This window comes from Veillonella sp. AF13-2, from assembly GCF_003603295.1.
GTDB classification, from domain to species: Bacteria; Bacillota; Negativicutes; order Veillonellales; family Veillonellaceae; genus Veillonella; species Veillonella parvula_E.
In genome coordinates this window covers 759,246-780,123 of sequence record NZ_QTMT01000001.1, presented here as the reverse complement: position 1 = coordinate 780,123, position 20,878 = coordinate 759,246, and the positions used below count along the sequence as shown (strand labels likewise).

At 37.3% G+C, this 20,878-nt stretch carries 20 protein-coding genes; all 20 read left to right on the top strand.

Annotated elements, in window-relative coordinates; translation table 11 throughout:
* The first annotated feature begins 57 nt into the window (after positions 1–57).
* The 20 genes from DWV85_RS03695 (at position 58) to DWV85_RS03600 (ending at position 20,873) form a co-directional block, all read left to right on the top strand.
* Positions 58–1,170 carry a hypothetical protein gene (locus tag DWV85_RS03695; RefSeq protein WP_004693331.1) on the top strand — a complete coding sequence of 371 codons (1,113 nt, stop codon included), beginning with the start codon at positions 58–60 and terminating at the stop codon, positions 1,168–1,170.
* Positions 1,171–1,207: 37 nt separating this feature from the next.
* Entirely contained in the window at positions 1,208–2,761 is a 1,554-nt protein-coding gene (locus DWV85_RS03690) for an organic solvent tolerance protein OstA (protein WP_008600604.1), read from the top strand.
* A 13-nt stretch (positions 2,762–2,774) separates the two neighbouring features.
* The gene (gene galU / locus DWV85_RS03685) at positions 2,775–3,638 is read left to right on the top strand and encodes a UTP--glucose-1-phosphate uridylyltransferase GalU (RefSeq protein WP_060918985.1); all 864 of its coding nucleotides are present in this window, start codon (positions 2,775–2,777) and stop codon (positions 3,636–3,638) included.
* A 173-nt stretch (positions 3,639–3,811) separates the two neighbouring features.
* Positions 3,812–4,378, top strand: a complete 567-nt coding sequence (locus DWV85_RS03680; RefSeq protein ID WP_123138048.1) for a hypothetical protein — start codon at positions 3,812–3,814, stop codon at positions 4,376–4,378.
* Between the two features lie 8 nt (positions 4,379–4,386).
* Positions 4,387–4,899, top strand: a complete 513-nt coding sequence (locus tag DWV85_RS03675; RefSeq protein ID WP_004693338.1) for a biotin transporter BioY — start codon at positions 4,387–4,389, stop codon at positions 4,897–4,899.
* 62 nt (positions 4,900–4,961) lie between these two features.
* Positions 4,962–6,068, top strand: coding sequence for an acetyl-CoA C-acyltransferase (locus DWV85_RS03670; protein WP_123138047.1), 1,107 nt, complete (start codon positions 4,962–4,964; stop codon positions 6,066–6,068).
* Between the two features lies 1 nt (position 6,069).
* Positions 6,070–7,365, top strand: coding sequence for an AMP-binding protein (locus tag DWV85_RS03665; protein WP_123138046.1), 1,296 nt, complete (start codon positions 6,070–6,072; stop codon positions 7,363–7,365).
* Between the two features lie 26 nt (positions 7,366–7,391).
* Positions 7,392–8,390, top strand: a complete 999-nt coding sequence (locus DWV85_RS03660; protein WP_123138045.1) for a nucleoid-associated protein — start codon at positions 7,392–7,394, stop codon at positions 8,388–8,390.
* Between the two features lie 88 nt (positions 8,391–8,478).
* Positions 8,479–8,970, top strand: a complete 492-nt coding sequence (gene ybaK, locus DWV85_RS03655) for a Cys-tRNA(Pro) deacylase (protein ID WP_021147962.1) — start codon at positions 8,479–8,481, stop codon at positions 8,968–8,970.
* A gap of 9 nt (positions 8,971–8,979) precedes the next feature.
* Positions 8,980–9,705 (top strand): ribonuclease H family protein, encoded by a 726-nt coding sequence (locus DWV85_RS03650; protein ID WP_021147963.1) that lies wholly within the window; start codon positions 8,980–8,982, stop codon positions 9,703–9,705.
* Between the two features lie 22 nt (positions 9,706–9,727).
* Positions 9,728–10,651 carry an NAD-dependent epimerase/dehydratase family protein gene (locus tag DWV85_RS03645; RefSeq protein WP_008600611.1) on the top strand — a complete coding sequence of 308 codons (924 nt, stop codon included), beginning with the start codon at positions 9,728–9,730 and terminating at the stop codon, positions 10,649–10,651.
* Between the two features lie 20 nt (positions 10,652–10,671).
* On the top strand, positions 10,672–10,950 hold the full coding sequence (locus tag DWV85_RS03640; RefSeq protein WP_120054621.1) for a DUF1294 domain-containing protein: 279 nt from the start codon (positions 10,672–10,674) through the stop codon (positions 10,948–10,950).
* A gap of 83 nt (positions 10,951–11,033) precedes the next feature.
* Complete coding sequence (locus DWV85_RS03635) at positions 11,034–12,470, top strand: glucose-6-phosphate isomerase (protein WP_123138044.1); 1,437 nt, start codon at positions 11,034–11,036, stop codon at positions 12,468–12,470.
* A 9-nt stretch (positions 12,471–12,479) separates the two neighbouring features.
* Complete coding sequence (gene galE / locus DWV85_RS03630) at positions 12,480–13,469, top strand: UDP-glucose 4-epimerase GalE (RefSeq protein ID WP_004693359.1); 990 nt, start codon at positions 12,480–12,482, stop codon at positions 13,467–13,469.
* A gap of 125 nt (positions 13,470–13,594) precedes the next feature.
* A complete protein-coding gene (locus tag DWV85_RS03625; protein ID WP_024061210.1) occupies positions 13,595–14,443 on the top strand; it encodes a hypothetical protein in 849 nt (282 codons plus the stop codon).
* Positions 14,425–15,747, top strand: a complete 1,323-nt coding sequence (locus DWV85_RS03620) for a type II secretion system protein GspD (RefSeq protein ID WP_024061209.1) — start codon at positions 14,425–14,427, stop codon at positions 15,745–15,747. The genes DWV85_RS03625 and DWV85_RS03620 overlap by 19 nt, the downstream gene beginning before the upstream one ends.
* 28 nt (positions 15,748–15,775) lie before the next feature.
* On the top strand, positions 15,776–17,695 hold the full coding sequence (locus DWV85_RS03615; RefSeq protein ID WP_123138043.1) for an ABC-F family ATP-binding cassette domain-containing protein: 1,920 nt from the start codon (positions 15,776–15,778) through the stop codon (positions 17,693–17,695).
* Positions 17,696–17,815: 120 nt separating this feature from the next.
* Positions 17,816–18,964, top strand: coding sequence for an ABC transporter substrate-binding protein (locus tag DWV85_RS03610; RefSeq protein ID WP_123138042.1), 1,149 nt, complete (start codon positions 17,816–17,818; stop codon positions 18,962–18,964).
* A 14-nt stretch (positions 18,965–18,978) separates the two neighbouring features.
* Positions 18,979–19,860, top strand: coding sequence for a branched-chain amino acid ABC transporter permease (locus DWV85_RS03605; RefSeq protein ID WP_024061206.1), 882 nt, complete (start codon positions 18,979–18,981; stop codon positions 19,858–19,860).
* Positions 19,860–20,873: a branched-chain amino acid ABC transporter permease gene (locus DWV85_RS03600; RefSeq protein WP_123138041.1), complete on the top strand. Its 1,014-nt coding sequence runs from the start codon at positions 19,860–19,862 to the stop codon at positions 20,871–20,873. The genes DWV85_RS03605 and DWV85_RS03600 overlap by 1 nt, the downstream gene beginning before the upstream one ends.
* Positions 20,874–20,878 lie beyond the last annotated feature (5 nt).

The following is a 20,878-nucleotide window of genomic DNA, read 5'->3' as shown; positions in this document are numbered from 1 at the left end:
GCCCGTGCTTATTCTGTTGTATAACAGTTATACATTAGATACATTGTGGAGGAATTTATGAAGAAACAAGTACTTACACTTTTAATGGCATCCCTAATTTCAGGCACTGCATTTGCCGCTCCTGGTACAGTAACTGAAAAAACAAATGTTTTAGAAACTACTGTATATGGAACTGTACAAGATGGTGCTGTTGTGGACCGCATTAATCAACTTGATGAAACCGTGTATGGTACTGGTTTCAATGGTAATTCCGCAACATTGAGCAAACGTGTTGACTCCCTCTACAATTCTGTAGAAGGCAGTGGTACTAATATCTCTTTGCGCGAAGAAATGGATGCATTGGAATATACATATCAAAATAGCATTAACGCAGGATCTCTTGTAGACCGTGTAGAAAAGATGGAACGTAGCGTTAATGGTCGCATTGGTAGCGGTTCCTTACAAAAACGTATTATTTCTTTGAAGACAAAGGTATATGGTAGCAATGTGTCTCTTACTAACCAAGTAGGCACATTGTCTGGTAATCAAGTGTTCAAAGTGACTTTAAATGAAGCGGTTTCTTCTAAAACTAGTCGTGAAGGTGATACTGTATCCTTTACTGTTGCAGAAAATGTAATGGATGGCAATGTCTTATTAGTACCTGCGGGCACTGTAGGTTCCGGAACAATTACTTCTTTGAAAAAGGCTCGTTCCTTTGGTCGTAATGGTGCGTTAGATATTACATTTGATACAATCCCAGCTATTGATGGTACAGAATTTACTGCTGTACAAGGTAAAGAGGCTAAGGATAAAACTCGTAGTGAAGTTAAAGCAGCAGGTGCATCTGTGGCGGGCGCAGTTCTACTCGGTCCTGTTGGGCTTGTAGGGGGCGCTTTCATCAAAGGTAAAAATATTGAGTACCCAGCTGGTGCTACTGTATATGTACAACCTCAAGATTCCGTAACAATTCAAGGTCTTGTTATTGGTGGTGATGGTTTAGCTCATAGTGATGATGAATTAGCTGATGCTGTAACTGTACCTAATACAACAGGTGAATCTGAAGAATATGTAGAAAATAATGATACTGATGAAAATGCAGCTGTAGCTGAAGATGCTACAGCAGTTGAGGAGCCAGAAGAACCTGTAGAAAATGTTTCTCAACCTATCGTTGTTGTAAAGCGTAATCAATAATTAACAAATTCTTAAAGTAATAGGAGTTCTAGTAACCATGAGGAAACGTAAAGTACAATGGCTGGCAGCGGCATGTGTTGTTTGTTTAGCACAACCTGTATGGGCCGCTACTGAGTCAACTATTGTATATCAAGATACATTGGATAGCGTAGGTCAATCCTATGCAGGAGAAATTTCTAAAGCATCTACACCTGAATATAGTAATATCCGTGTTGTACGTCGTGGTGAAAAAGCGAAATCTGCTACTCCTGCTGAACAGTTGCCTACACGTATCGATGCTAACAAAATGTCTTATACTGGCTCTACAGGTGATGTATATGCTCAAGGCGATGTTGTGGTGTCTCAAGGTAATCAAACTTTGATGGCTCCACGTATTGAAGGTAATACTAAAACTACAGAGTATCGTACTGTTGGGGGCTATCGCTATTTGGAAGATGGCGGTAAAACAAAAGATATTACAGGTCAAAATATGACGTATCGCACTAGCGATCGTCACTTTGAGGCGGACCAAGCCATGGGATGGAGCGATCCCTATTATGTAAAGGGCAATAACGCCACTTTTGATGGACAAATAGGCCATATGGAAAAGGGCATGGTAACTACAAAACATGCAATGGCTTTTGTTCATACTCCAGATTATCGTGTGGAGGGTCAAGATATTCAGGTATATCCTGGTGATAAAGTCGTTATTAAAAAACCATCCTTTTATATTAAAAACTTTAAAGTATTATCCTTGCCATCTTATACGACTTCATTGCGTCATGACAAAGAAGGCAAATTTAGTATTTTTTCCTTAATACCAAAACCTACGTATAGTAACGATGATGGTATTGGCTTACATGGTAGTACAGAATATCCTATCGGTAAAAACGGTGAAGCTTATATTGACTATCGTTGGTATTCTAAATCTGGTTTTAAACCTCAGGTGGGATATCGTCATTATTTACCTTGGGGGACTGCTTCTGTTGGGTATAGCAAGGAGTCTAATGAATATAATGATGAAACAGTATGGGTAGAAAAAATAGGTGAAGCTCGTTTGGATACTCATACATATCATGTAGGGAATTCTCCAATTACTGTACGTGGTGGTATTAATGCTGGTTATTGGAAAGAGGGTTCTGTAAAAGGTTCTCATAAAGAATATTATGCAGAAGTTTCTCATGATCCGATTAAGCTTGGCAAAAATGCTGATTTGCGCTTCTTAGGTGGTTACCAACGTGACTACTATGGCTATGATGGTAGTATCCGTAGCATGCCTTATTGGGGGGCTAGATTCCAATCTAAAGTTGGTAATCGTGCTAATGTATGGGTTAGCTATAATCAACGAAATATTACCTACAATAATTCACCTTATCGTTTTGATACGACAGAGCTTCCAAAAGAGCTTATTTATGGTGGTACCTATAAATTGACTCGCCTTGATGATATTTCTGTAAGTGTTAAGAATAACATGATGAGTGGGGATATTGATTCTGTCTATTATACATGGCATCGTGATTTACACTCCTTCGATATGTACTTAACATATAAAGATGGACATAAAAATAAAAATGATCAATGGAAAATTAAATTTGTAGGTAAAGACTTTTAGTTAGGAGAATACTATGCAACGCATTAGAAAAGCTGTAATTCCAGCAGCTGGTTTTGGTACACGTTTCTTACCAGCTACCAAGGCACAACCAAAAGAAATGCTTCCTATTGTCGATACACCTGCTATCCAATACATTGTAAAAGAAGCTTTAGATTCTGGGATTGAAGAAATTCTAATTATTACAGGTCGTAATAAACGTGCTATTGAGGACCATTTTGATAGTAGTGTTGAATTAGAATTGTTATTACAAAGTCAAGGTAAAAATAAACCATTGGCTATGATCAAGGATTTGGCGGACATTAAAGTTCACTTTATTCGTCAAAAAGCACCTCGTGGACTTGGTGATGCTGTATTGTGTGCAAAAGCATTTATTGGTGATGAGCCATTTGCAGTATTACTTGGTGATGATATTGTTTACAATCCAGAAAATCCATGCTTAAAACAGTTGATTGATTGCTATAATGAGCATCCTGGTATTATTTTAGGCGCTCAATTTGTACCGGAAGATAAAGTTAGTTCTTATGGTATTGTATCTGGTGAAGCATTGGCTGATAATTTATATCGCGTTGATAACTTGGTGGAAAAACCTAAGAAAGAGGATGCTCCATCTCAACTCGCTGTATTAGGTCGTTATATTTTAACACCAGATATTTTTAATATCTTAGAAGCTACTAAGCCTGGTGTAGGTAATGAAGTCCAATTAACTGATGCATTGGCAGCCTCTAAAACGGATACGTATGCATTAGCATATGAAGGTATTCGCTACGATACAGGGGATAAATTGGGCTATTTAAAAGCCACTGTTGAGTATGCATTGCGCAACGAAGAATTGGGTGAAAGCTTTAAAGCTTACCTAAAGGAATTGGATCTAAAATAGATAATCTATGAGACTTCCACGTGAAGGGCCTATGATATGTGTCATAGGCTCTTTTTGTTTATAGTTTCAAACTCATTTGATATTTGTTAACATATGAATAATGCCTTTTGTTGACGAATGAAATAATGTTGATTATAATCAAGATATTGAATAAATAAAAGGACTGTGATTATATGAGAACATTATTTAAAGCATTATGTAATAATGATTTGAACCTACCGGGACATAGCGTTATTAAACATATGCATTATGATTCCTCAGGTAGTGATAGAACCGTATGTGAAATTGTATCGAAAGTAGCTAAAACAACCACAATTGGTATTATGGATACGTCTGGCTTCTTAATGGTCGATTTACGACCAGTGCCAAAACAATTTAACATTCGTTCTACTATAAACCAACAGGGAACAGATGGTGCTATATCTTTTTCTAAGGAAGAGGTCATACGATTTGTAAATGATATTAATGATACGAATCCAATCCATCGTGAGAATCCTTATGTTGTTCCTGGCTGCATGATTTTAGAAACGATGTGGGATTTTTGGAATATTAGTAAATCTGCTCTGCAAATGGCGATTTATTTTCATGCACCAGTTATTGCAGATGACAAGGTAACTTTGGTGGAATATTCTGAAGATGCTCATGTAGAAGGTTACATTGGTGATACATTGGCATTTTCGGCTACGTTTTTCGGTGAAAATGAAGATTCATCATCTTTGAAACAAAGATGTATTAGTTAGAGGTAATTATGGAAACAAGACGTTTAACAAAAATGGCTTTATTAACAGCCTTATTATGTATTTCAGCATATATTTCTTTCCCATTGCCATTTAGTCCCGCTATGGTAACGGCTTTGACTTTGGTAGCCACATTAATCGGCTTATTGTTACAGCCTAAGGATGCACTTATCGTATTTATCATTTATATTTTGCTTGGTGCAGTTGGGTTACCAGTATTTGTTGGCGGTACGGCTGGTCTTGGCAAATTGTTGGGACCAACAGGTGGCTTTATTTTTTCTTGGCCAGTTGCATATACATTACTAAGTATATTTAAAGGTTCTAAAAAAAGCTTTTTCTCTTATGCCTGGCGATCTCTTGTGATTACCATTCCTGTAGTGTACCTTTTTGGTGTAGCAGGTTTTATGATTGTTACAAAAACAGAACTTTGGGCGGCCTTGCCTGTAGTCATGTTCCCATTTATTCCTGGAGATATCGTAAAATGTCTGGTTGCTTCTTGGTTAGCAACTAAAGTTAAAATTTAGAATACAATTAAAGTGGCATTCTGCGGGATGCCTCTTTTTTGCTTTTAATAGAAGGAGTATATATGTCAGTATATATTCATGGTGGGCTTAGAAGTCCTATCGGCGTTTTAAATGGACAATATAAACATATGAGACCCGAGATTTTGGGCTCTCAAGTAATTGATGAAATAATTAATCGTTATTCTATTTCACATATAGATGGAATCTTCTGTGGTAATGCAATTGGTACTGGTGGTAACCTTGGCCGTCTCATGGGTCTTATGTGTAATTTACCAAATTCTGTGCCTGCTATCACCGTTGATATGCAATGTGCCTCAGCTTTGATGAGTATTGAGATAGCATATGCACATATTGTGTCTGGTATTATGGATTCTGCTATTGCAGGCGGTATTGAAAGTTCGTCGTTACAGCCAGAGCGGGTGTATGCATTTGGGGATGACCGAGAAGGTGCCTATAAGGTCGCTCAATTTACGCCCCAAGATCAATCGCCTTTAGCCATGCTCGAAGGGGCCGAGCGGACTATTCATAAACACAATGTAACAAAGGAAGATTTATATCCGCATATTATTGGCAGTCATCAAAGAGCATCAGCCGCTTTAGATAACCCATATTTACAGTCATATATTATGCCTATTACTATAGATGGTAAAAGATGTATAGATGAATGTATTCGACCTACGATGAACGAAAAACTCTTGTCTAGGATGAAACCTTTGTTGGGAGCTGATTCTATTACAAATGCTGGTAACTCTTGTTTAACTCATGATGGAGCGGCCTTTGTATATTTATCTAATGAAAAAGGGCCTTTTAAAATTCATAACGTCATGCCGTGGGCAGGAAATCCTCAGTTTAGTCCAGAGGGTGCCCTTGAAAGCACAGAAGCTATTTTAAAACGTACAGGTTTAACTATGGATGATATTGACGTAGTGGAATGGAATGAAGCCTTTGCCATTATTGATGTTCTTTTTGATAAGACTTATCCTAATCATATTGGGAAATATAACATGTTTGGTGGAGCGTTAGCTTACGGGCATCCCTATGGATGTTCTGGCGCTATATTAGTGCTTCACTGTATGGCTGCTTTAGAATCTTGTGGTGGTCGTTATGGTTTATGCGCTATTGCTGGTGCAGGGGGCACAGGAACGGCTTTAATTATGGAACGCATGTAATATGACAATTATTGAACGCTTACAACAGTATAAAGAATTAGAGCCTCATAAAATTGCTCTAATCGTAGATGATATAGAATATACATATGGTGAACTATATGATGCTATTCTAGCGGTAGATATTAATAATACAAGCCGCATTGTAAATCTTACTCAGTCTAAAGAGCATTTAAAAACTAAGGTTCTTTTAATTCAGGAACTGTCGTTTGTTGAACAACTTACACAGTGGCTTGGGGCATTGCATAAAGGTAATATTCCTATGGTATGTCACAATGAGATGGATAAGGTTTATGTAGATGAGCTAGCTCGTATTATAACCTATGAAGGTGTACCGCCATTAGCTGATTTTGGGGTACTTACATCGGGGACTACGGGACGACCAAAACCTTTGTGGAGACGAGAGAGGTCTTGGCGTGATTTTTTTGATATTCAAAATAATATTTTTCATATAAACAAAGATGTTAAAATCTTTTTACAGGGAAGCTTTAGTTTTACAGGTGTTAGCAATATGGTCATTGCCGCTTTATGGGCTGGCGGGACGGTTGTTACTACGAGTTCATTGCGTCCTAGTAGATGGATACAGCTCATAGAGGAATACAATGTAGATCATATATATGCATTACCAACAAAACTACGATTATTGGTACGACACTGTAAAAGTAATTTATCATCTATTAAATATATCATTGCAGGATCTCAAGTTCTAGATCAACAATTAATGGAACAGTTACAACATATATGTCCTGATATGGAGTTTATCTTGTACTATGGCGCATCAGAACTTAACTATATAACGTATTGTACAGGTAAGGAATGGCTAGAGCGAGAAGGTACGGTGGGGAGACCATTCCCAACCATACAGATAGCAGAGAATGATGGCGTTATTTATGTGACCACAAAATATCATATTGAAGGGATTCTCGATACATATACTGTAAATGATTGTGGATATATCGATAGCGATGGCTATCTTATGTTTAATGGGCGACAAGGTGACGTAATCAATAAAGGGGGATATAAAATTTCTATCCCAGAGATGGAATCATATATACAATCCTTAGATGGTGTGTCCGAGGTTGCTATTATTGATATTGTTGATGAGATACGAGGAGAAGACTATGTAGCTTATATGGTGCTAGATGGTGAGGATAAATTGGGTGAAATTATAGAACATATTCATAATGAAAGGCCTTCTGTAGAGTGGCCCAAAACTATAATAGAAATTCCGATATTACCCCTTACGGAATGTTCAAAAGTTGATAAACGAAAGTTAAAAGAGTGGTATAATAAAGGGTAAACATTTTAGTACCACAAGGAGGCATCATGCAGATTAATAAGGCAGCGCTAGAGATTTTCGACTTTACATCCTCGTTAGCTGTATATTCTGAACATGAATTAAAGGTTGGGGATCAAGCTATACAAGATTATATAGCAAATCATGTAGTTAAGGCTTTTAAAGATCCAGGGGCTAGAACCGGAACCTTACATGATGCGAGCCCTGTAGGTAAACAATTATTAGATTATAAAAATGGAGAGCTTAAGTTTATTGATTTATGTAAGAATTTAGGTGAAAGCTTATTTTCATACATGAAACAAGCTACTGATTCTGTTGTTATTGATACAATTATCTGTGAAGCCGTTACGGATACGCCTTATGTTTGTATTCTTTTGTGCCAAGCTCATGATGCTTTTACCCATCAATTATTCAGTGAAGATGATGGTACATTGGCTACAGAACTCGTTTCTCATAAGGCTGTGTTGCCGATGCCATCACAAAAATTACGGGCCTTTGCATCTATTAATCTAAATGATTTTAGTGTTCGTGTTTTTGAACCTAAAGGTGAATTTGATGGTGAGGTATCCTATATCCTAGCAGATAAGGTTTTGCAATTAGGGACTAATCAATCCTCGCGAGATACGGTGAGAAAGGTAAAAGCTATCGTAGATAAGGTGGCTCAAGCGCACGAGTCTGATGGCGTCATTGAACTGACAACGGCTAAATCTATGATTGCTAAAAATGCAGAAGTATCAGATACCGTTGATCCTGTTCGTATTGTAGAAGAGGTATTTAAAGCGAATCCTATTCAACAAGAGGCGGCAAAGAAAGAATTAGCTGATGTGGATATGTTGCGTCCTTTGCCAGTAAATCGTGAGTTTGCCACGAAGGTTGGAGAGCATCATAAGATTAAAACAGATACAGGTATTGAGATTTCATTTCCTGTGAAATATATGAAAAATCGTGAGTTTATTGAGATAAAAACTAATGATGATGGTACTTTGCGTATTGAATTAAAAAATATTAATAAAATCGTAAATAAATAGTAATGAAAAATTATATTTGTCTATAGAAATATATTATGTAATATGTAATGATTAAATTTATTTGCTATGCTAGTATATGGAGGTTATGATGAGTAAAGAAAAACATAAAAAAACAAACGCATTACGTATTTTAGATACTCATAAGATACCTTATAGTATTAGCGAATATGAGTGGTCTGAAGAGCGTGCCGCTGGCCTTCATGTAGTAGAAGCATTAAGACTCGATGAGAAACAAGTTTTTAAAACATTAGTTGGTAAAGGTGACAAAACTGGATATGTAGTATTCTGTATTCCTGTAGCTGAAGAGTTAGATATGAAACAGGCAGCACGTGTTAGTCATAATAAGTCTGTAGAGCTTGTTCATGTTAAGGATTTGTTAGGTATTACAGGTTATTTGCGCGGTGGATGTTCTCCAGTAGGCATGAAAAAAGCATTTCCTACCTATTTTGATGCTACTATGGAACCCAAAAAGTTTGTATATGTAAGTGCAGGTTTACGCGGTATGCAAATGAAGGTAGATCCAAAGAATTTGGCATCTGTTGTAAATGCTGAATTTGTTGAACTGACAATGGACCATTAAGGGGGACGTATGGCAAAAAAGTTTTATGCTGTTCGTCAGGGCCGTGTACCAGGAGTTTATACTACATGGTCTGACTGTGAGAAACAAGTAAAGGGCTATGGTGGTGCTATCTACAAATCATTTTCGACAGAAGTAGAAGCACGTGCTTTTGTAGAGAATTCAGGTTTGTCTTTAAGTGATTTTATGAGCGCTAAAAAGAGTGAACTTAAATTGCCACAAGAAGTGAAGTTTAAATCTATAAATTCTAGGCCTATAGGTTCTAGTTCTAGTATTCAAGGTAAAGTATCAGCAAGTGTTGTGAAACCAGATTTTACTATTCCAAACTATATGGTTGCGTATATTGATGGTAGTTATAATAAAGAGACTAATACTGTTGGTGCAGGTGGGGTTATCTTTTTGAATGGCAAGAGGAAAACTTTTTCTTTTCCCTCTACTGATGAACGATATACATCGTTTTGGAATGTAGCTGGCGAGTTGTTGGCTGCTATGCATGTTATGAAATATGCTGTTGATAATGGAATTTCTGAATGCTCACTTTACTATGATTATATGGGCATAGAAATGTGGGCTACTAAGAGATGGAAACGTAATAATGAGCTAACCAAAGAGTATTCAGCATTTTATGATTCTATAAAAAATCATGTGCGAGTATACTTTCACAAGGTGGCTGCTCATACAGGCGATACATATAATGAAATGGCTGATGCACTAGCAAAACAAGGTGCAGGTATTTAAAGATATTAGAAGGGAGGGCGCTATGAATATATGTGTTACTGGTGGGGCCGGATTTATTGGGTCCCATTTAGTTGATAGATTAATTGAATTAGGGCACGATGTACTCGTTATAGATGATTTATCTACAGGTATGCGCTCCTTTGTACATGAAGATGCTCGATTTATTGAGATGGATGTACGAGATCCAAAATTACTATCTGTATTTGAAGAGTTTAAGCCGTCTATCGTATTTCATGAAGCGGCGCAAACAATGGTTCAATCCTCCATGGAGAACCCAAGTTATGACTGTGATGTAAATTTAATAGGACTTATTAATGTTCTCGATGCTTGTCGTAAAGTGAAAGTTGAACAATTTTTAATGCCTTCATCAGCTGCTGTATATGGTGACTTGGCAGTATTGCCATTGACTGAAGACTTGAGTGGTATGCCTTCGTCTTTTTACGGCTTGACAAAGCTTACTGCAGAAGGTTATTTGCGTATTTATCATGAAGCTTTTGGATTAAATACAGTATGCTTTAGATATGCTAATGTATATGGACCACGTCAAGGTGATGGCGGTGAAGGTGGCGTTATCAGTATTTTCAACCGCTTGATTGTCGAAGGGCAACCATTAACTGTATTTGGTGATGGTGAGCAAACTAGAGATTTCATTTATGTAGATGATGTGGTAGATGCTAATATTAAGGCTATGGAAAATGGTCAATGCACAGGTATTTATAATGTATCTACCAATATGGGAACATCTGTGAATGAGTTGATTACGCGATTCCGGGCTATTAGTGGGACAGATTTTATGGTTTATTATGAAAATGAACGTATAGGGGATATTAAACATTCGCGCTTAAGTAATGTGAAAGCTGAACGTGATTTTGGTTTTATTGCCACTACAACATTAGAAGCTGGTTTACAAAAGACATTGGAATATTTTAAAGCTCATCATAAGTAAGAAAAATAAGGTTTGGGGATATGAGTGATACACAATTTTGGGTAACTGTAGGTGTCTGGAATCTTATCGTATTTAGTATGTACGGATACGATAAATTATGTGCCATTAATGAATATGATCGGATTTCAGAGTTTACATTATTATTTTTAGCGTTTGCCTTTGGGGGTGTTGGTGCTTTATTAGGCATGGTCCTATGGCGTCATAAGACGTTAAAGCTTAAATTTAAATTAGCCATTCCTTTTGCATTACTTTGGTCTGTATATGCAGTTGGATTCGGTTATGGCTTGTGGGTAAAATGATTGTATAAACTAATATTTTATTCATTCTTTTATGGTATAATAAAAGAATATTGTACATAAAATGTCAGTGAAGGAGATATTTGATGTTGCGATTACAATCAGGTTTCGAGTTAGATTATGCTAATATATATAATGAAAGTTGCATACAAGAACGCGATGTGAATAATTTTGAACGAGCTATACAAAATGTATGGCGTCATACAAATATTTTGCGCTCTACAGGCTTCGAAGGAGGTCATGTTTCTAAAGATGGTTTACCTGAACCTGTGTTGTTTTACCAACTTCCATATATTTCAGAAGATGGTATCAATACACCAGATATGTTAGAGCGGCTTTACGAATTACGTGACTATGCACGCCATAATATTGATACAGTTGTATCTGTAGGTATTGGGGGCTCCTATTTGGGAAGCAAAGTTATTTTTGATGTACAATGTGGAGCATTTTGGAATAACTACAGTGCAGAGGAACGCGACGGCTATCCTAGGATGTACTTTGCAGGCTTTAATGTGGATGGTGATTACTTAGTAGGGCTAATTCGTACGTTAGAGTGTCAAGCTCAGAAAAAGGGTCCTGATTATAAGGTGATGCTCGTTATTAATTCTAAGTCTGGATCTACCATTGAACCTATGGCTAACTTCATGATTTTGGAGAAGGCTTTACAAGATCGTAATATTAACTATGAAGTGATAGCTGTGACAGATGTATCTGATGATGAACATCCTACGATTTTACGATCTATGGCGATAGAAAATAATTGGAAGACCTATAGTATTCCTTATGGCGTAGGTGGTCGTTTCTCTGTATTTACAGAAGTTGGTTTTGTAACGGCCGCTCTTGTAGGATTTGATATTGAAGGATTTTTAGCTGGTGCTGCATCTATGGATGTAGCATGTCAAGAAGAAGACATTTTTAAAAATCCAGGCCTTTTAAGTGCATTATTGAAATATATTGCATCTGAACGATATGGTCGTATTATAGAGGTGTTTATGCCTTATAGTGAAGCACTCCACTCATTATCTGATTGGTATGTACAGCTCCTATCCGAATCTCTTGGAAAAATGAGTAATACTTGTCTACCATATGGCCGTACGCCAGTAGCTGCAGTAGGTACTATGGATATGCATGCTCAAGTTCAAGAGCATCAAGAGGGGCGCCTAAATAAGGTAGTTCAATTTATTAAGGTTAAGGACTGGAAACATAATCTCATTGTTCCAGATTCTTATAGTCAATATGAACGTTTACACTCTCTATCTGATGTAGGCATTTGTGATATTTTAAACATTGCTTTAGATGCTAATAGAGAAGCCTTGTCTAGTGACAATCGTTTTAACATGACTATAACTGTACCAACATTAAACGCATTCCATTTAGGGGAAATTATGTTTATGCATTGTTGGGCCGTTTATTTTGAGTCCATTTTTGCGGGCGTTGATGCTTTTGATCAACCAGGGGTAGAGGTTTATAAGCGTCTCATTGGGCCCAAATTGGCTCGAGCAAAGGATGTACATAATTCATGAGGGGGAACTATGAATATTTTAGTAACAGGTGGTGCTGGTTATATTGGGAGTCATACTGTACGTGCTTTACAACAAGCAGGATATACACCAATCATTGTAGATAATTTATCTCGAGGGCATGTAGAATCTATTCCTGAAGGGGTAAAGTTCTACAATATGGATATTGCAGATCCTAAACTAGTAGGCATTATGAAAGAACATAACATCCTAGGTGTAATGCATTTTGCTGCTCACTCACAAGTTGGTGAATCCATGCAAAATCCAGCTATTTATTATGAAAATAATGTAGTTGGTTCCTATCACCTTATTGAGTCTGCTCGTACCGCAGGTATAAAGCATTTTGTATTTTCTAGTACGGCTGCTGTGTATGGTGAGCCAAAGGTAGTGCCTATTCGTGAGGATGCTCAACTGCAACCAACAAATGTATATGGTCGCACTAAATTGATGATAGAAGAAATGTTGTCTGATTATAGTTCTATCTATGGTTCTACATATGTTGCGTTGCGTTATTTCAATGCGGCCGGTGCAGATCCGTCTGGTATGATTGGAGAAGACCATCATCCTGAAACTCATTTGATTCCACTTGTGTTAGATGCGGCTCGCGGTAAAAGAGAGCATATTACTGTATTTGGTACTGATTATGATACGGCTGATGGTACATGTGTACGCGACTATATTCATGTCAATGATTTAGCAACTGCTCACGTATTGGCTATGGACTACTTACGTAAAGGCGGAGAATCTCAAGTATTTAATCTTGGTAGTGGCAATGGATTCTCTGTAAAGGAAATCATCGAGACTGCAAAAGAGGTTACAGGTATCGATATTCCTGTTCAATATGGTGATCGCCGTGCTGGTGATCCAGGAACATTAATTGCGTCCTCTGAAAAAATTAAAAATTTACTTGGTTGGGATCCTAAATTTAGTAATGTTGCTGATGTTATCAAAGATGCATGGCATTGGCATACATCTCATCCAGATGGGTTTAGTAGTAAATAAAGAACAAATAGTTTTGATTTGTCAATATAATGAATGACTCTATTAGTCACCGTGGTGACTGGTAGAGTCATTTTTTTGTAGGATTTTAAAAGAGCCTCCTAGAATATGTCAGCAGGAGGTGGATTATGAATTTACGAGACTATATAGAATGTATGAAAATGTGGATTGATAAGCAGCATTTTATTATGCGCCACTATAAGTTTGCACTTGGTATTTTCCTTATCATTACGGTGGCCCTTTTAGGTATTGGTATTTTTTATCCTCATGAGGAGGAAAATGTTCATATTAGTTTAGATCAATCTAATGGTAGAGATGGTAATCAAAATGAACGAGGCTCAGAGAAATTATCAAAAGAAACAACACATGGTAATAGAACAGGGAAAGGAAAGAACTATTTTAAAGATGAAAGTGATATAAAAAATGTAAAGGATAGAGAGGTAAAAAGCAATGTTCATGGACGATTATTATATGATATTACCGGTGTTGAACGAGCAAATCCTTGGCGAGAGGTTTTTAAAGATATTCCTATAGATGATTTACTTGGTCAGAATAAGATAACTAAAGATAGTAATGGCAATTTCGTTGATATAAATAATGATTTATATGAGTCCGATGATGAAATGAGTACTTTTGGAAAAACGGAAGATAAAAGTCGTAGAAATGGAAAATATCAACAAATAAGAAATAATAAAAAGCATAGTGGTAATTATATTGAATTAAAATCTAAAGATACTAGTGCTAGACGAGTTGAATCTAGTATACAACCTACTATAAGTAATCCTATCAAACAACATCCCATAGAGCTTATAGGTATTATTGAGGGCCAACAGAATATTGCCATTTTACGAAAAGGTACAGAGGAACAAATGGTTAGTATAGGAAGTGTGTGGAAAGAAATATCAGTATCTAAGATAACTGCAAGTGGTGTAGAAATTATTGAAGGAGGTTCATCACGGTGGCTAAGAATCGAGTAAACTTTCTAGGTCTAAAATATATAGATAAGATTATAGTGATAGTTATATTGCGAATAAGCTTATGGATGGTCGTCATGCTTGTAACTCCGTTCATGGTATTTGCTAATAGTACTGATAGGATAGGTACTAATAGAAATGATAGAATAACTGCTAGTAGTTCTGAAACTATCGTAAATAGTAGTGAAGTAGATAAAAATGAAAAAAAGGTTGGGAACGAACTCATAACGATTTCTGTACGCAATGCATCCTTAAAGGAGACCGTCTTAGGCATTTGTCGTAGTTATGGTATATCCGTAATTGGTGTAGAGTCGTTAAAAGGGAGTATTACGGCCACTGTAAAGGGAGAATCACCAGAAGCAATTATTAGTGAATTAGGTAAGTTATATCATTTTTCCGTATCGAAGGAGCATAATACCCTTCTTATTGATTCTGATGATGAAACACTTGAAAAAAGAGAGCTATATGTTATATCACCTGAACATTTGCCGGCTGAGTCTTTGAAAAATGTGGTAGGCACAGTGGTAAAAAACGATAAAATGGCAGTGCTTTCAGAACAAAACGAAGTAATTATGCATTTGACGAGTGGAGAAAAGCGACGTGTAGAAACCTTAGTACGTGCTATCGACAAGGAACCAAAACAAGTGCAATTAGAAGCTACCATCATTGCTATGGAACAATCCTATGCTAAGGAACAAGGATTTAGATGGTCTTGGCTTAGCTTGACCGGCCATGGAGAAGATAAAACACATTCCTATGGTGCCGTTACCTTTGGCAAAACTCCGACTGGAGAGGCCTATAAGTTCTTTGTAAAACCAGAGCTAAGTCTTATGGAAAGCTCAGGTAAAGCCGTTCTAATTGCAAAGCCATCTATTATGGCTCTCAATGGTGAGACTGCACATATCTTGATAGGTGAAAGAATACCAGTTATAGAAGAATCGGAAGTGAATGGAGAACGAAAGCGTTCTACTCGTTATGAAGAGGTGGGCATTAAGTTGAATTATACTCCTATTATTACTGCTGATGATGGTGTAGATGCTAAAATACATGCAGAGGTGAGTACACCTATTATGGTATCTGAAATGAAAGCCTATAAAATAAGCACACGTCAAGCACATACAAGAGTACGATTACAACCAGGAGAAGTGCTGGTTATTGGTGGACTCATGGACAATCGAGATCAACATCAAATACAAAAGATACCTATTTTAGGAGATATCCCTTTGTTAGGAAAATTATTCCGTCATAGTCGAAAAACAAAAGACTCTATAGAAATGCTAATGTTAGTGAGGGCAACTGTGGTATAATGAAGAGTAAATGATTAGGAGGTTGTGAATGGAACGCATTCGAATGATAGGCCTTGGAAAATCGTTTGGAGTGCGCCAAGTATTTTCCAATGTGTCCTTTGAGTTAAAAGAAGGGGATCGACTCGCTTTGGTAGGCCCTAATGGGGCTGGGAAATCTACTTTGTTAAAGTGCATATTAGGCTATGAAGAGCTGGATGAAGGTAATGTAGTCAAGTCGCCTGTTGCTAGTATTGGCTATTTACAACAAGATGTAAATCTGGGAGATGATAGCCTTGCTACGGAAATAGAAAAGGCTTGGGCCGATGTTCATGCATTGGAAAAACAATTAAAAAAGCTCACTAGTCGTTTGGAAACTGAAGAGGCTAGCGAATCGGATTTACAACGCTTAGATTATTTACAGAATCGTCTAGAATGGTTAGGTGGGTATGACTACGAGCAAAAGACAAAGCGCATAGTCTATGGTCTTGGTTTTACTGACGATGACTTAGATAAGCCGGCTAATGCATTTTCAGGTGGTCAAAAAACACGTATTAACTTAGCTAAAGCATTAGTACGTAGTCCTGATTTTTTATTCTTAGACGAACCGACAAACCATTTAGATATGGATATGCTTGAGTGGTTAGAGGGTTATTTATCTGCCTATCAGGGTGGAATTCTCATTGTAAGTCATGACCGGTATTTTTTAGACCGTATTGTCACAGGTGTTGTAGAGTTAGATAATCACAAAGCCACAACCTATCGCGGTAACTATAGTCGGTATATTCAACAACGGGATGAACGCTTAAAGGCAGATATGGTGGCTTATGAAAAGCAACAGGAGTACATTAAGAAAACAGAGACTTATATAGATAAATACCGTGCTGGTATCAAGTCTAAAATGGCTCGTGGCCGTCAGTCTCAACTCAATCGATTAGAACGTCTAGAGGCACCTGTTACTTCACATCATTTACAATTTTCTTTTCCTCCCGCAGCGATGAGTGCTGACAAAGTTTTAGTCTTGGATCATTTATCTGTCGGATATGGTGAAAGTCGCATTATTAATGATATCTCTCTTGTTGTTCGACGTGGTGAATCCGTAGCACTTATCGGGCCTAATGGAGCTGGTAAGTCTACACTAGTGAAAACTATTGTAGGAGAATTATTCCCTGAAAATGGTCATGTAGATATTGGTAATCGCGTACAAGTCGGTTACTTCTCGCAAGAACACGAAGAGTTGCACGACTCTTGGCAGGTAGTAGAAGAGATTATGAATCACTTTAACTACAGTGAGGATAAGGCGCGTAATGTGCTTGGGTCGTTCTTATTTAAAGGGGATGACGTATTTAAGTTAGTAGGTGAATTGTCGGGTGGTGAGCGAGCTCGGTTAGCTTTACTTAAGTTATTTCTTCAAGGAGATAATTTCCTAATTTTAGACGAACCGACAAACCATTTAGATATTCCTACACGAGAAATTGTAGAGAGCGCATTACAACAATTTGAAGGGACTTGCTTTATTATTTCTCATGATAGATACTTCTTAGATCAAGTTTCTACAAAAACAGTAATTCTAGATGAAGGTAAAATTACAGAGTACCTCGGTAATTATTCATACTATAAGGAAAAGCTGAAAGAGCAAGAAGACTTATTAGCATTAGCAAATGATAAAAACTTTGAGAGCAGTAAGCGTGATAGTAAAGCTACTCCTACTAATGAGTCAATGCTTTCAGCATCAGAAACTATAGAGGAAAATCAGAAGAAGCCAAATGCTTATATGGTAGAAAAACAATTAGCTGAGGTAGAAGCTGAAATTGCTCGCCTCGAGGCGACGATGAAAATGTATGAGGTGCAATTAGCGAATCCTGTAGTTCAGCAAGATTTAGATGAAATGTCTAAAATTTCCATACAAATTGAAGAGACTCAAACTGAGTTGGATTCATTATATGAGAAGTGGGAACGGCTATGTGAATAGCTTTTTAATGTATATATTATTAAGGAATTAAAATCATTTTCTTTTAATTGACAAAAGATTGAAATTTCTCATAATATAGGTATAGAATCAAAGTTTTATGTTTTAAAGGAAGGGTGTAGCATGAATAAATCCATGTTAAAAAAAGCAGCCATTTTTGGCCTTGCTGGTGTAATGGCAGTTGCTGCTGGTTGTGGCAGTAATAAAGATGCAGGTAATGCAAATAGCAATGAAGCTAAAATTGCATTGTTAACAACAACAACTGGTGGTGCAGCAGCATATGGTGAGTCCATTAAAGCTGGTGCAGAATTGGCAGTAAGCGAAATTAACGCTGATGCAAATGCTGTAAAAATTAACTTATTAGTAGAAGATACTAAAGGTGATAAAAATGAAGCTATCAATGCGATGAATAAAGTAATTGCAAAAGATAAAGTAGTAGCAGTTATTGGACCTATGCTATCTGGTGAAATGATGGCTGCTGGTCCTGTAGCAAACAAGAGTAAAGTAGTTGCTCTTGGTACATCTACAACGGCTGAAGGTATTACGGATATCGGCGATTACATTTTCCGTAATGCTGTACCTGAATCCTTGGCAGTAGATACTGCAATTAAAGAAGCACATAAAACTTTAGGCTTCAAAACTGCAGCTATTATGTACTCCAACAACAATGACCAAATGGTATCTGTAAATAATACAGCTCGTAAAGCATTGGAATCTGAAGGCGTACAAATCGTTGATACTGAAACATTTGCAGATAAAGATACTGATTTCTCTGCACAATTAACTAAGATTCAACAAGCAAAACCTGATGTTATCGTAGTTGCTTCTCTTTACCAAGAAGGCGCATTGATCATGAAAAAAATGCGTGAAATGGGTATGAATCAACCTGTAGTTGGTTCCAATGGCTTTAACAGCCCTGAATTCATTAAAATTGCAGGTGCTGCAGCTGATGGCGTTATTGTAGGTACACCTTGGTTCCCTAACAAAGACGATCAAAAGGTAAAAGATTTCCGTAAAGCTTACAAAGATAAATACGGTAAAGAACCAGACCAATTCGCAGCTCAAGCTTATGATGCGGTATACCTCTATGAAGCAGCTTTGAAAAAAGCAGGTTCCACTACAGATCGTGAAAAATTCCGAGAAGCATTGAAAAATATTGCTGACTTCGTTGGTGTAACTGGTCAATTCAAGTTCAACGAAAAGCGCGATCCTTCCATGGAAGTTCAAGTATTACAAATTAAAAACGGTCAATTTGACGCATTAACAAAATAAGTTGAGGTAGTATAGTGTTTTTACAACAATTAGTTAACGGGTTAACCCTCGGTAGCTTATATGCTGTACTCGCTATTGGCTTAACACTAGTGTTCGGTGTTTTGAATATTATCAACATGGCTCACGGAGGCATCTTTATGATAGGTGCCTTCGTTGGTCTTTTTATGGTAACTGTTTTTGACGTTAACATTTTTGTAGCCCTTATCGTAGCTATGGCTGTCGGTGCTATCCTTGGTTATCTTTTAGAATTTGTGGCGCTTCGTCCACTTCGTAAGAAAAAGGTGTCTCACTTGGCACCACTTATTAGTACCATTGGTGTTTCTATTTTCCTTGAAAGTTTGGCATTATTGCTTTGGGGCCCTCAAACCAGATCGTTCCCACCAGACTATATTGGTGGCCTAATCGACTTTGGAGCTTTCAAAATTTCCATGGTACAAATTATTGGCTTAGGCGTTTCTATTGTTTTAATGCTGATTCTTAATATAGTTATTAAGAAAACTAAGATTGGTAAGGCTATTCGCGCTGTATCTATGAGTACGGAAACAGCAGCTCTCTTGGGTATTAATCCAACAATGATTATATCTGTTACAGTTATGATTGCATCTGCTTTAGGTGCTGCTGCAGGCGTGTTGGTAGGCTTGTCCTTTAATGCTATTGAGCCTACGATGGGGGTTATTATAGGCTTTAAAGGCCTTGCAGTACTTATCTTAGGTGGCCTTGGTAATATTACAGGTGCCATGGTTGGCGGCTTCATTTTAGGCGTAGCAGAAATCTTCTCTGTTGCATATGGCGCATCTACATTCCGTGATGCTGTGGCCTTTGGTCTCATCATCCTATTATTATTCTGGCGCCCACAAGGCTTGTTTGGATCTAAAGATAAAGGGGGTAGACCATAATGGATTTATTGAACCCGTATTATCTACAGATCGTGATGTTTTTCATCATCAATGCCATCATGGGTATTTCAATTTATTTCACACTTGCAAGTGGTCAGCTTTCTTTAGGGGCTGCTGGCTTTATGAGCGTTGGTGCATATGTAGGCGCTATCCTTTCTTTGAAAGCTGATTTGCCTATCGTTTTAGGCATTATCATTGGTGGTTTAGTTGCTAGCCTTGTAGCCGTTATTATCGGTTTACCAACAACACGTCTTCGCGGATTATATCTTGCCATTGCTACTCTTGGTTTTGGTGAAGTTGTGCGTGTTATTTTCTTGAATTTGGATATTACTAATGGTGCATTAGGCCTTTCTGGTATTCCATCCATTCCTCAAGAATTAACAAACTTAGCCTATGAACTTGATATCGATGGTTTAATGGGCATTGATGCTGTTGCATGGGGCAATCTAATGGCTATCATTATTTTGTTAGCTATTTTAGTATTGATTATTGCCTTTTGTGTACGAATCAATAATAGTCGTGTGGGCCGTGCCTTTGCAGCGATTAAGGCTGATGATCATGCAGCAGAATTGATGGGGATTAACGTTGTATACTATAAGATGATGGCCTTTATCATTGGTGCTTTCATCGCTGGTATTGGCGGTGGTTTGTATGCGCATATTACAAACTTTATCAATCCTACAGACTTTAGTTACCATAAGGTAGTACAAATCTTATTATTCCCTGTATTTGGTGGTTCTAATGTAGTATGGGGTTCCGTATTAGGTTCCTTTATTCTTACATTATTGCCAGAAGTATTGCGTTTCTTATCCGATTATCGGGACATCATCTATGGTGCATTACTAGTCATTTTGATGGCAGTTCGTCCAGATGGTATTCTGACAGAATCGATGGTAGACAAAATTAGTCGCAAATTAGGCTTTAAAAAGGCTCCATATATTCCTGAATCACAAGTGTTGACAGAACGTTTTGAAGCATATAAACGCAAACAACAAGAAGAAAAAAAAGGATAGGAGGG

Excerpts from the sequence above, each read along its gene's own strand:
- DWV85_RS03695 (WP_004693331.1), top strand. The coding sequence starts at position 58 with ATGAAGAAACAAGTACTTACACTTTTAATGGCATCCCTAATTTCAGGC.
- DWV85_RS03690 (WP_008600604.1), top strand. The coding sequence starts at position 1,208 with ATGAGGAAACGTAAAGTACAATGGCTGGCAGCGGCATGTGTTGTTTGT.
- galU (WP_060918985.1), top strand. The coding sequence starts at position 2,775 with ATGCAACGCATTAGAAAAGCTGTAATTCCAGCAGCTGGTTTTGGTACA.
- DWV85_RS03680 (WP_123138048.1), top strand. The coding sequence starts at position 3,812 with ATGAGAACATTATTTAAAGCATTATGTAATAATGATTTGAACCTACCG.
- DWV85_RS03675 (WP_004693338.1), top strand. The coding sequence starts at position 4,387 with ATGGAAACAAGACGTTTAACAAAAATGGCTTTATTAACAGCCTTATTA.
- DWV85_RS03670 (WP_123138047.1), top strand. The coding sequence starts at position 4,962 with ATGTCAGTATATATTCATGGTGGGCTTAGAAGTCCTATCGGCGTTTTA.
- DWV85_RS03665 (WP_123138046.1), top strand. The coding sequence starts at position 6,070 with ATGACAATTATTGAACGCTTACAACAGTATAAAGAATTAGAGCCTCAT.
- DWV85_RS03660 (WP_123138045.1), top strand. The coding sequence starts at position 7,392 with ATGCAGATTAATAAGGCAGCGCTAGAGATTTTCGACTTTACATCCTCG.
- ybaK (WP_021147962.1), top strand. The coding sequence starts at position 8,479 with ATGAGTAAAGAAAAACATAAAAAAACAAACGCATTACGTATTTTAGAT.
- DWV85_RS03650 (WP_021147963.1), top strand. The coding sequence starts at position 8,980 with ATGGCAAAAAAGTTTTATGCTGTTCGTCAGGGCCGTGTACCAGGAGTT.
- DWV85_RS03645 (WP_008600611.1), top strand. The coding sequence starts at position 9,728 with ATGAATATATGTGTTACTGGTGGGGCCGGATTTATTGGGTCCCATTTA.
- DWV85_RS03640 (WP_120054621.1), top strand. The coding sequence starts at position 10,672 with ATGAGTGATACACAATTTTGGGTAACTGTAGGTGTCTGGAATCTTATC.
- DWV85_RS03635 (WP_123138044.1), top strand. The coding sequence starts at position 11,034 with ATGTTGCGATTACAATCAGGTTTCGAGTTAGATTATGCTAATATATAT.
- galE (WP_004693359.1), top strand. The coding sequence starts at position 12,480 with ATGAATATTTTAGTAACAGGTGGTGCTGGTTATATTGGGAGTCATACT.
- DWV85_RS03625 (WP_024061210.1), top strand. The coding sequence starts at position 13,595 with ATGAATTTACGAGACTATATAGAATGTATGAAAATGTGGATTGATAAG.
- DWV85_RS03615 (WP_123138043.1), top strand. The coding sequence starts at position 15,776 with ATGGAACGCATTCGAATGATAGGCCTTGGAAAATCGTTTGGAGTGCGC.
- DWV85_RS03610 (WP_123138042.1), top strand. The coding sequence starts at position 17,816 with ATGAATAAATCCATGTTAAAAAAAGCAGCCATTTTTGGCCTTGCTGGT.
- DWV85_RS03600 (WP_123138041.1), top strand. The coding sequence starts at position 19,860 with ATGGATTTATTGAACCCGTATTATCTACAGATCGTGATGTTTTTCATC.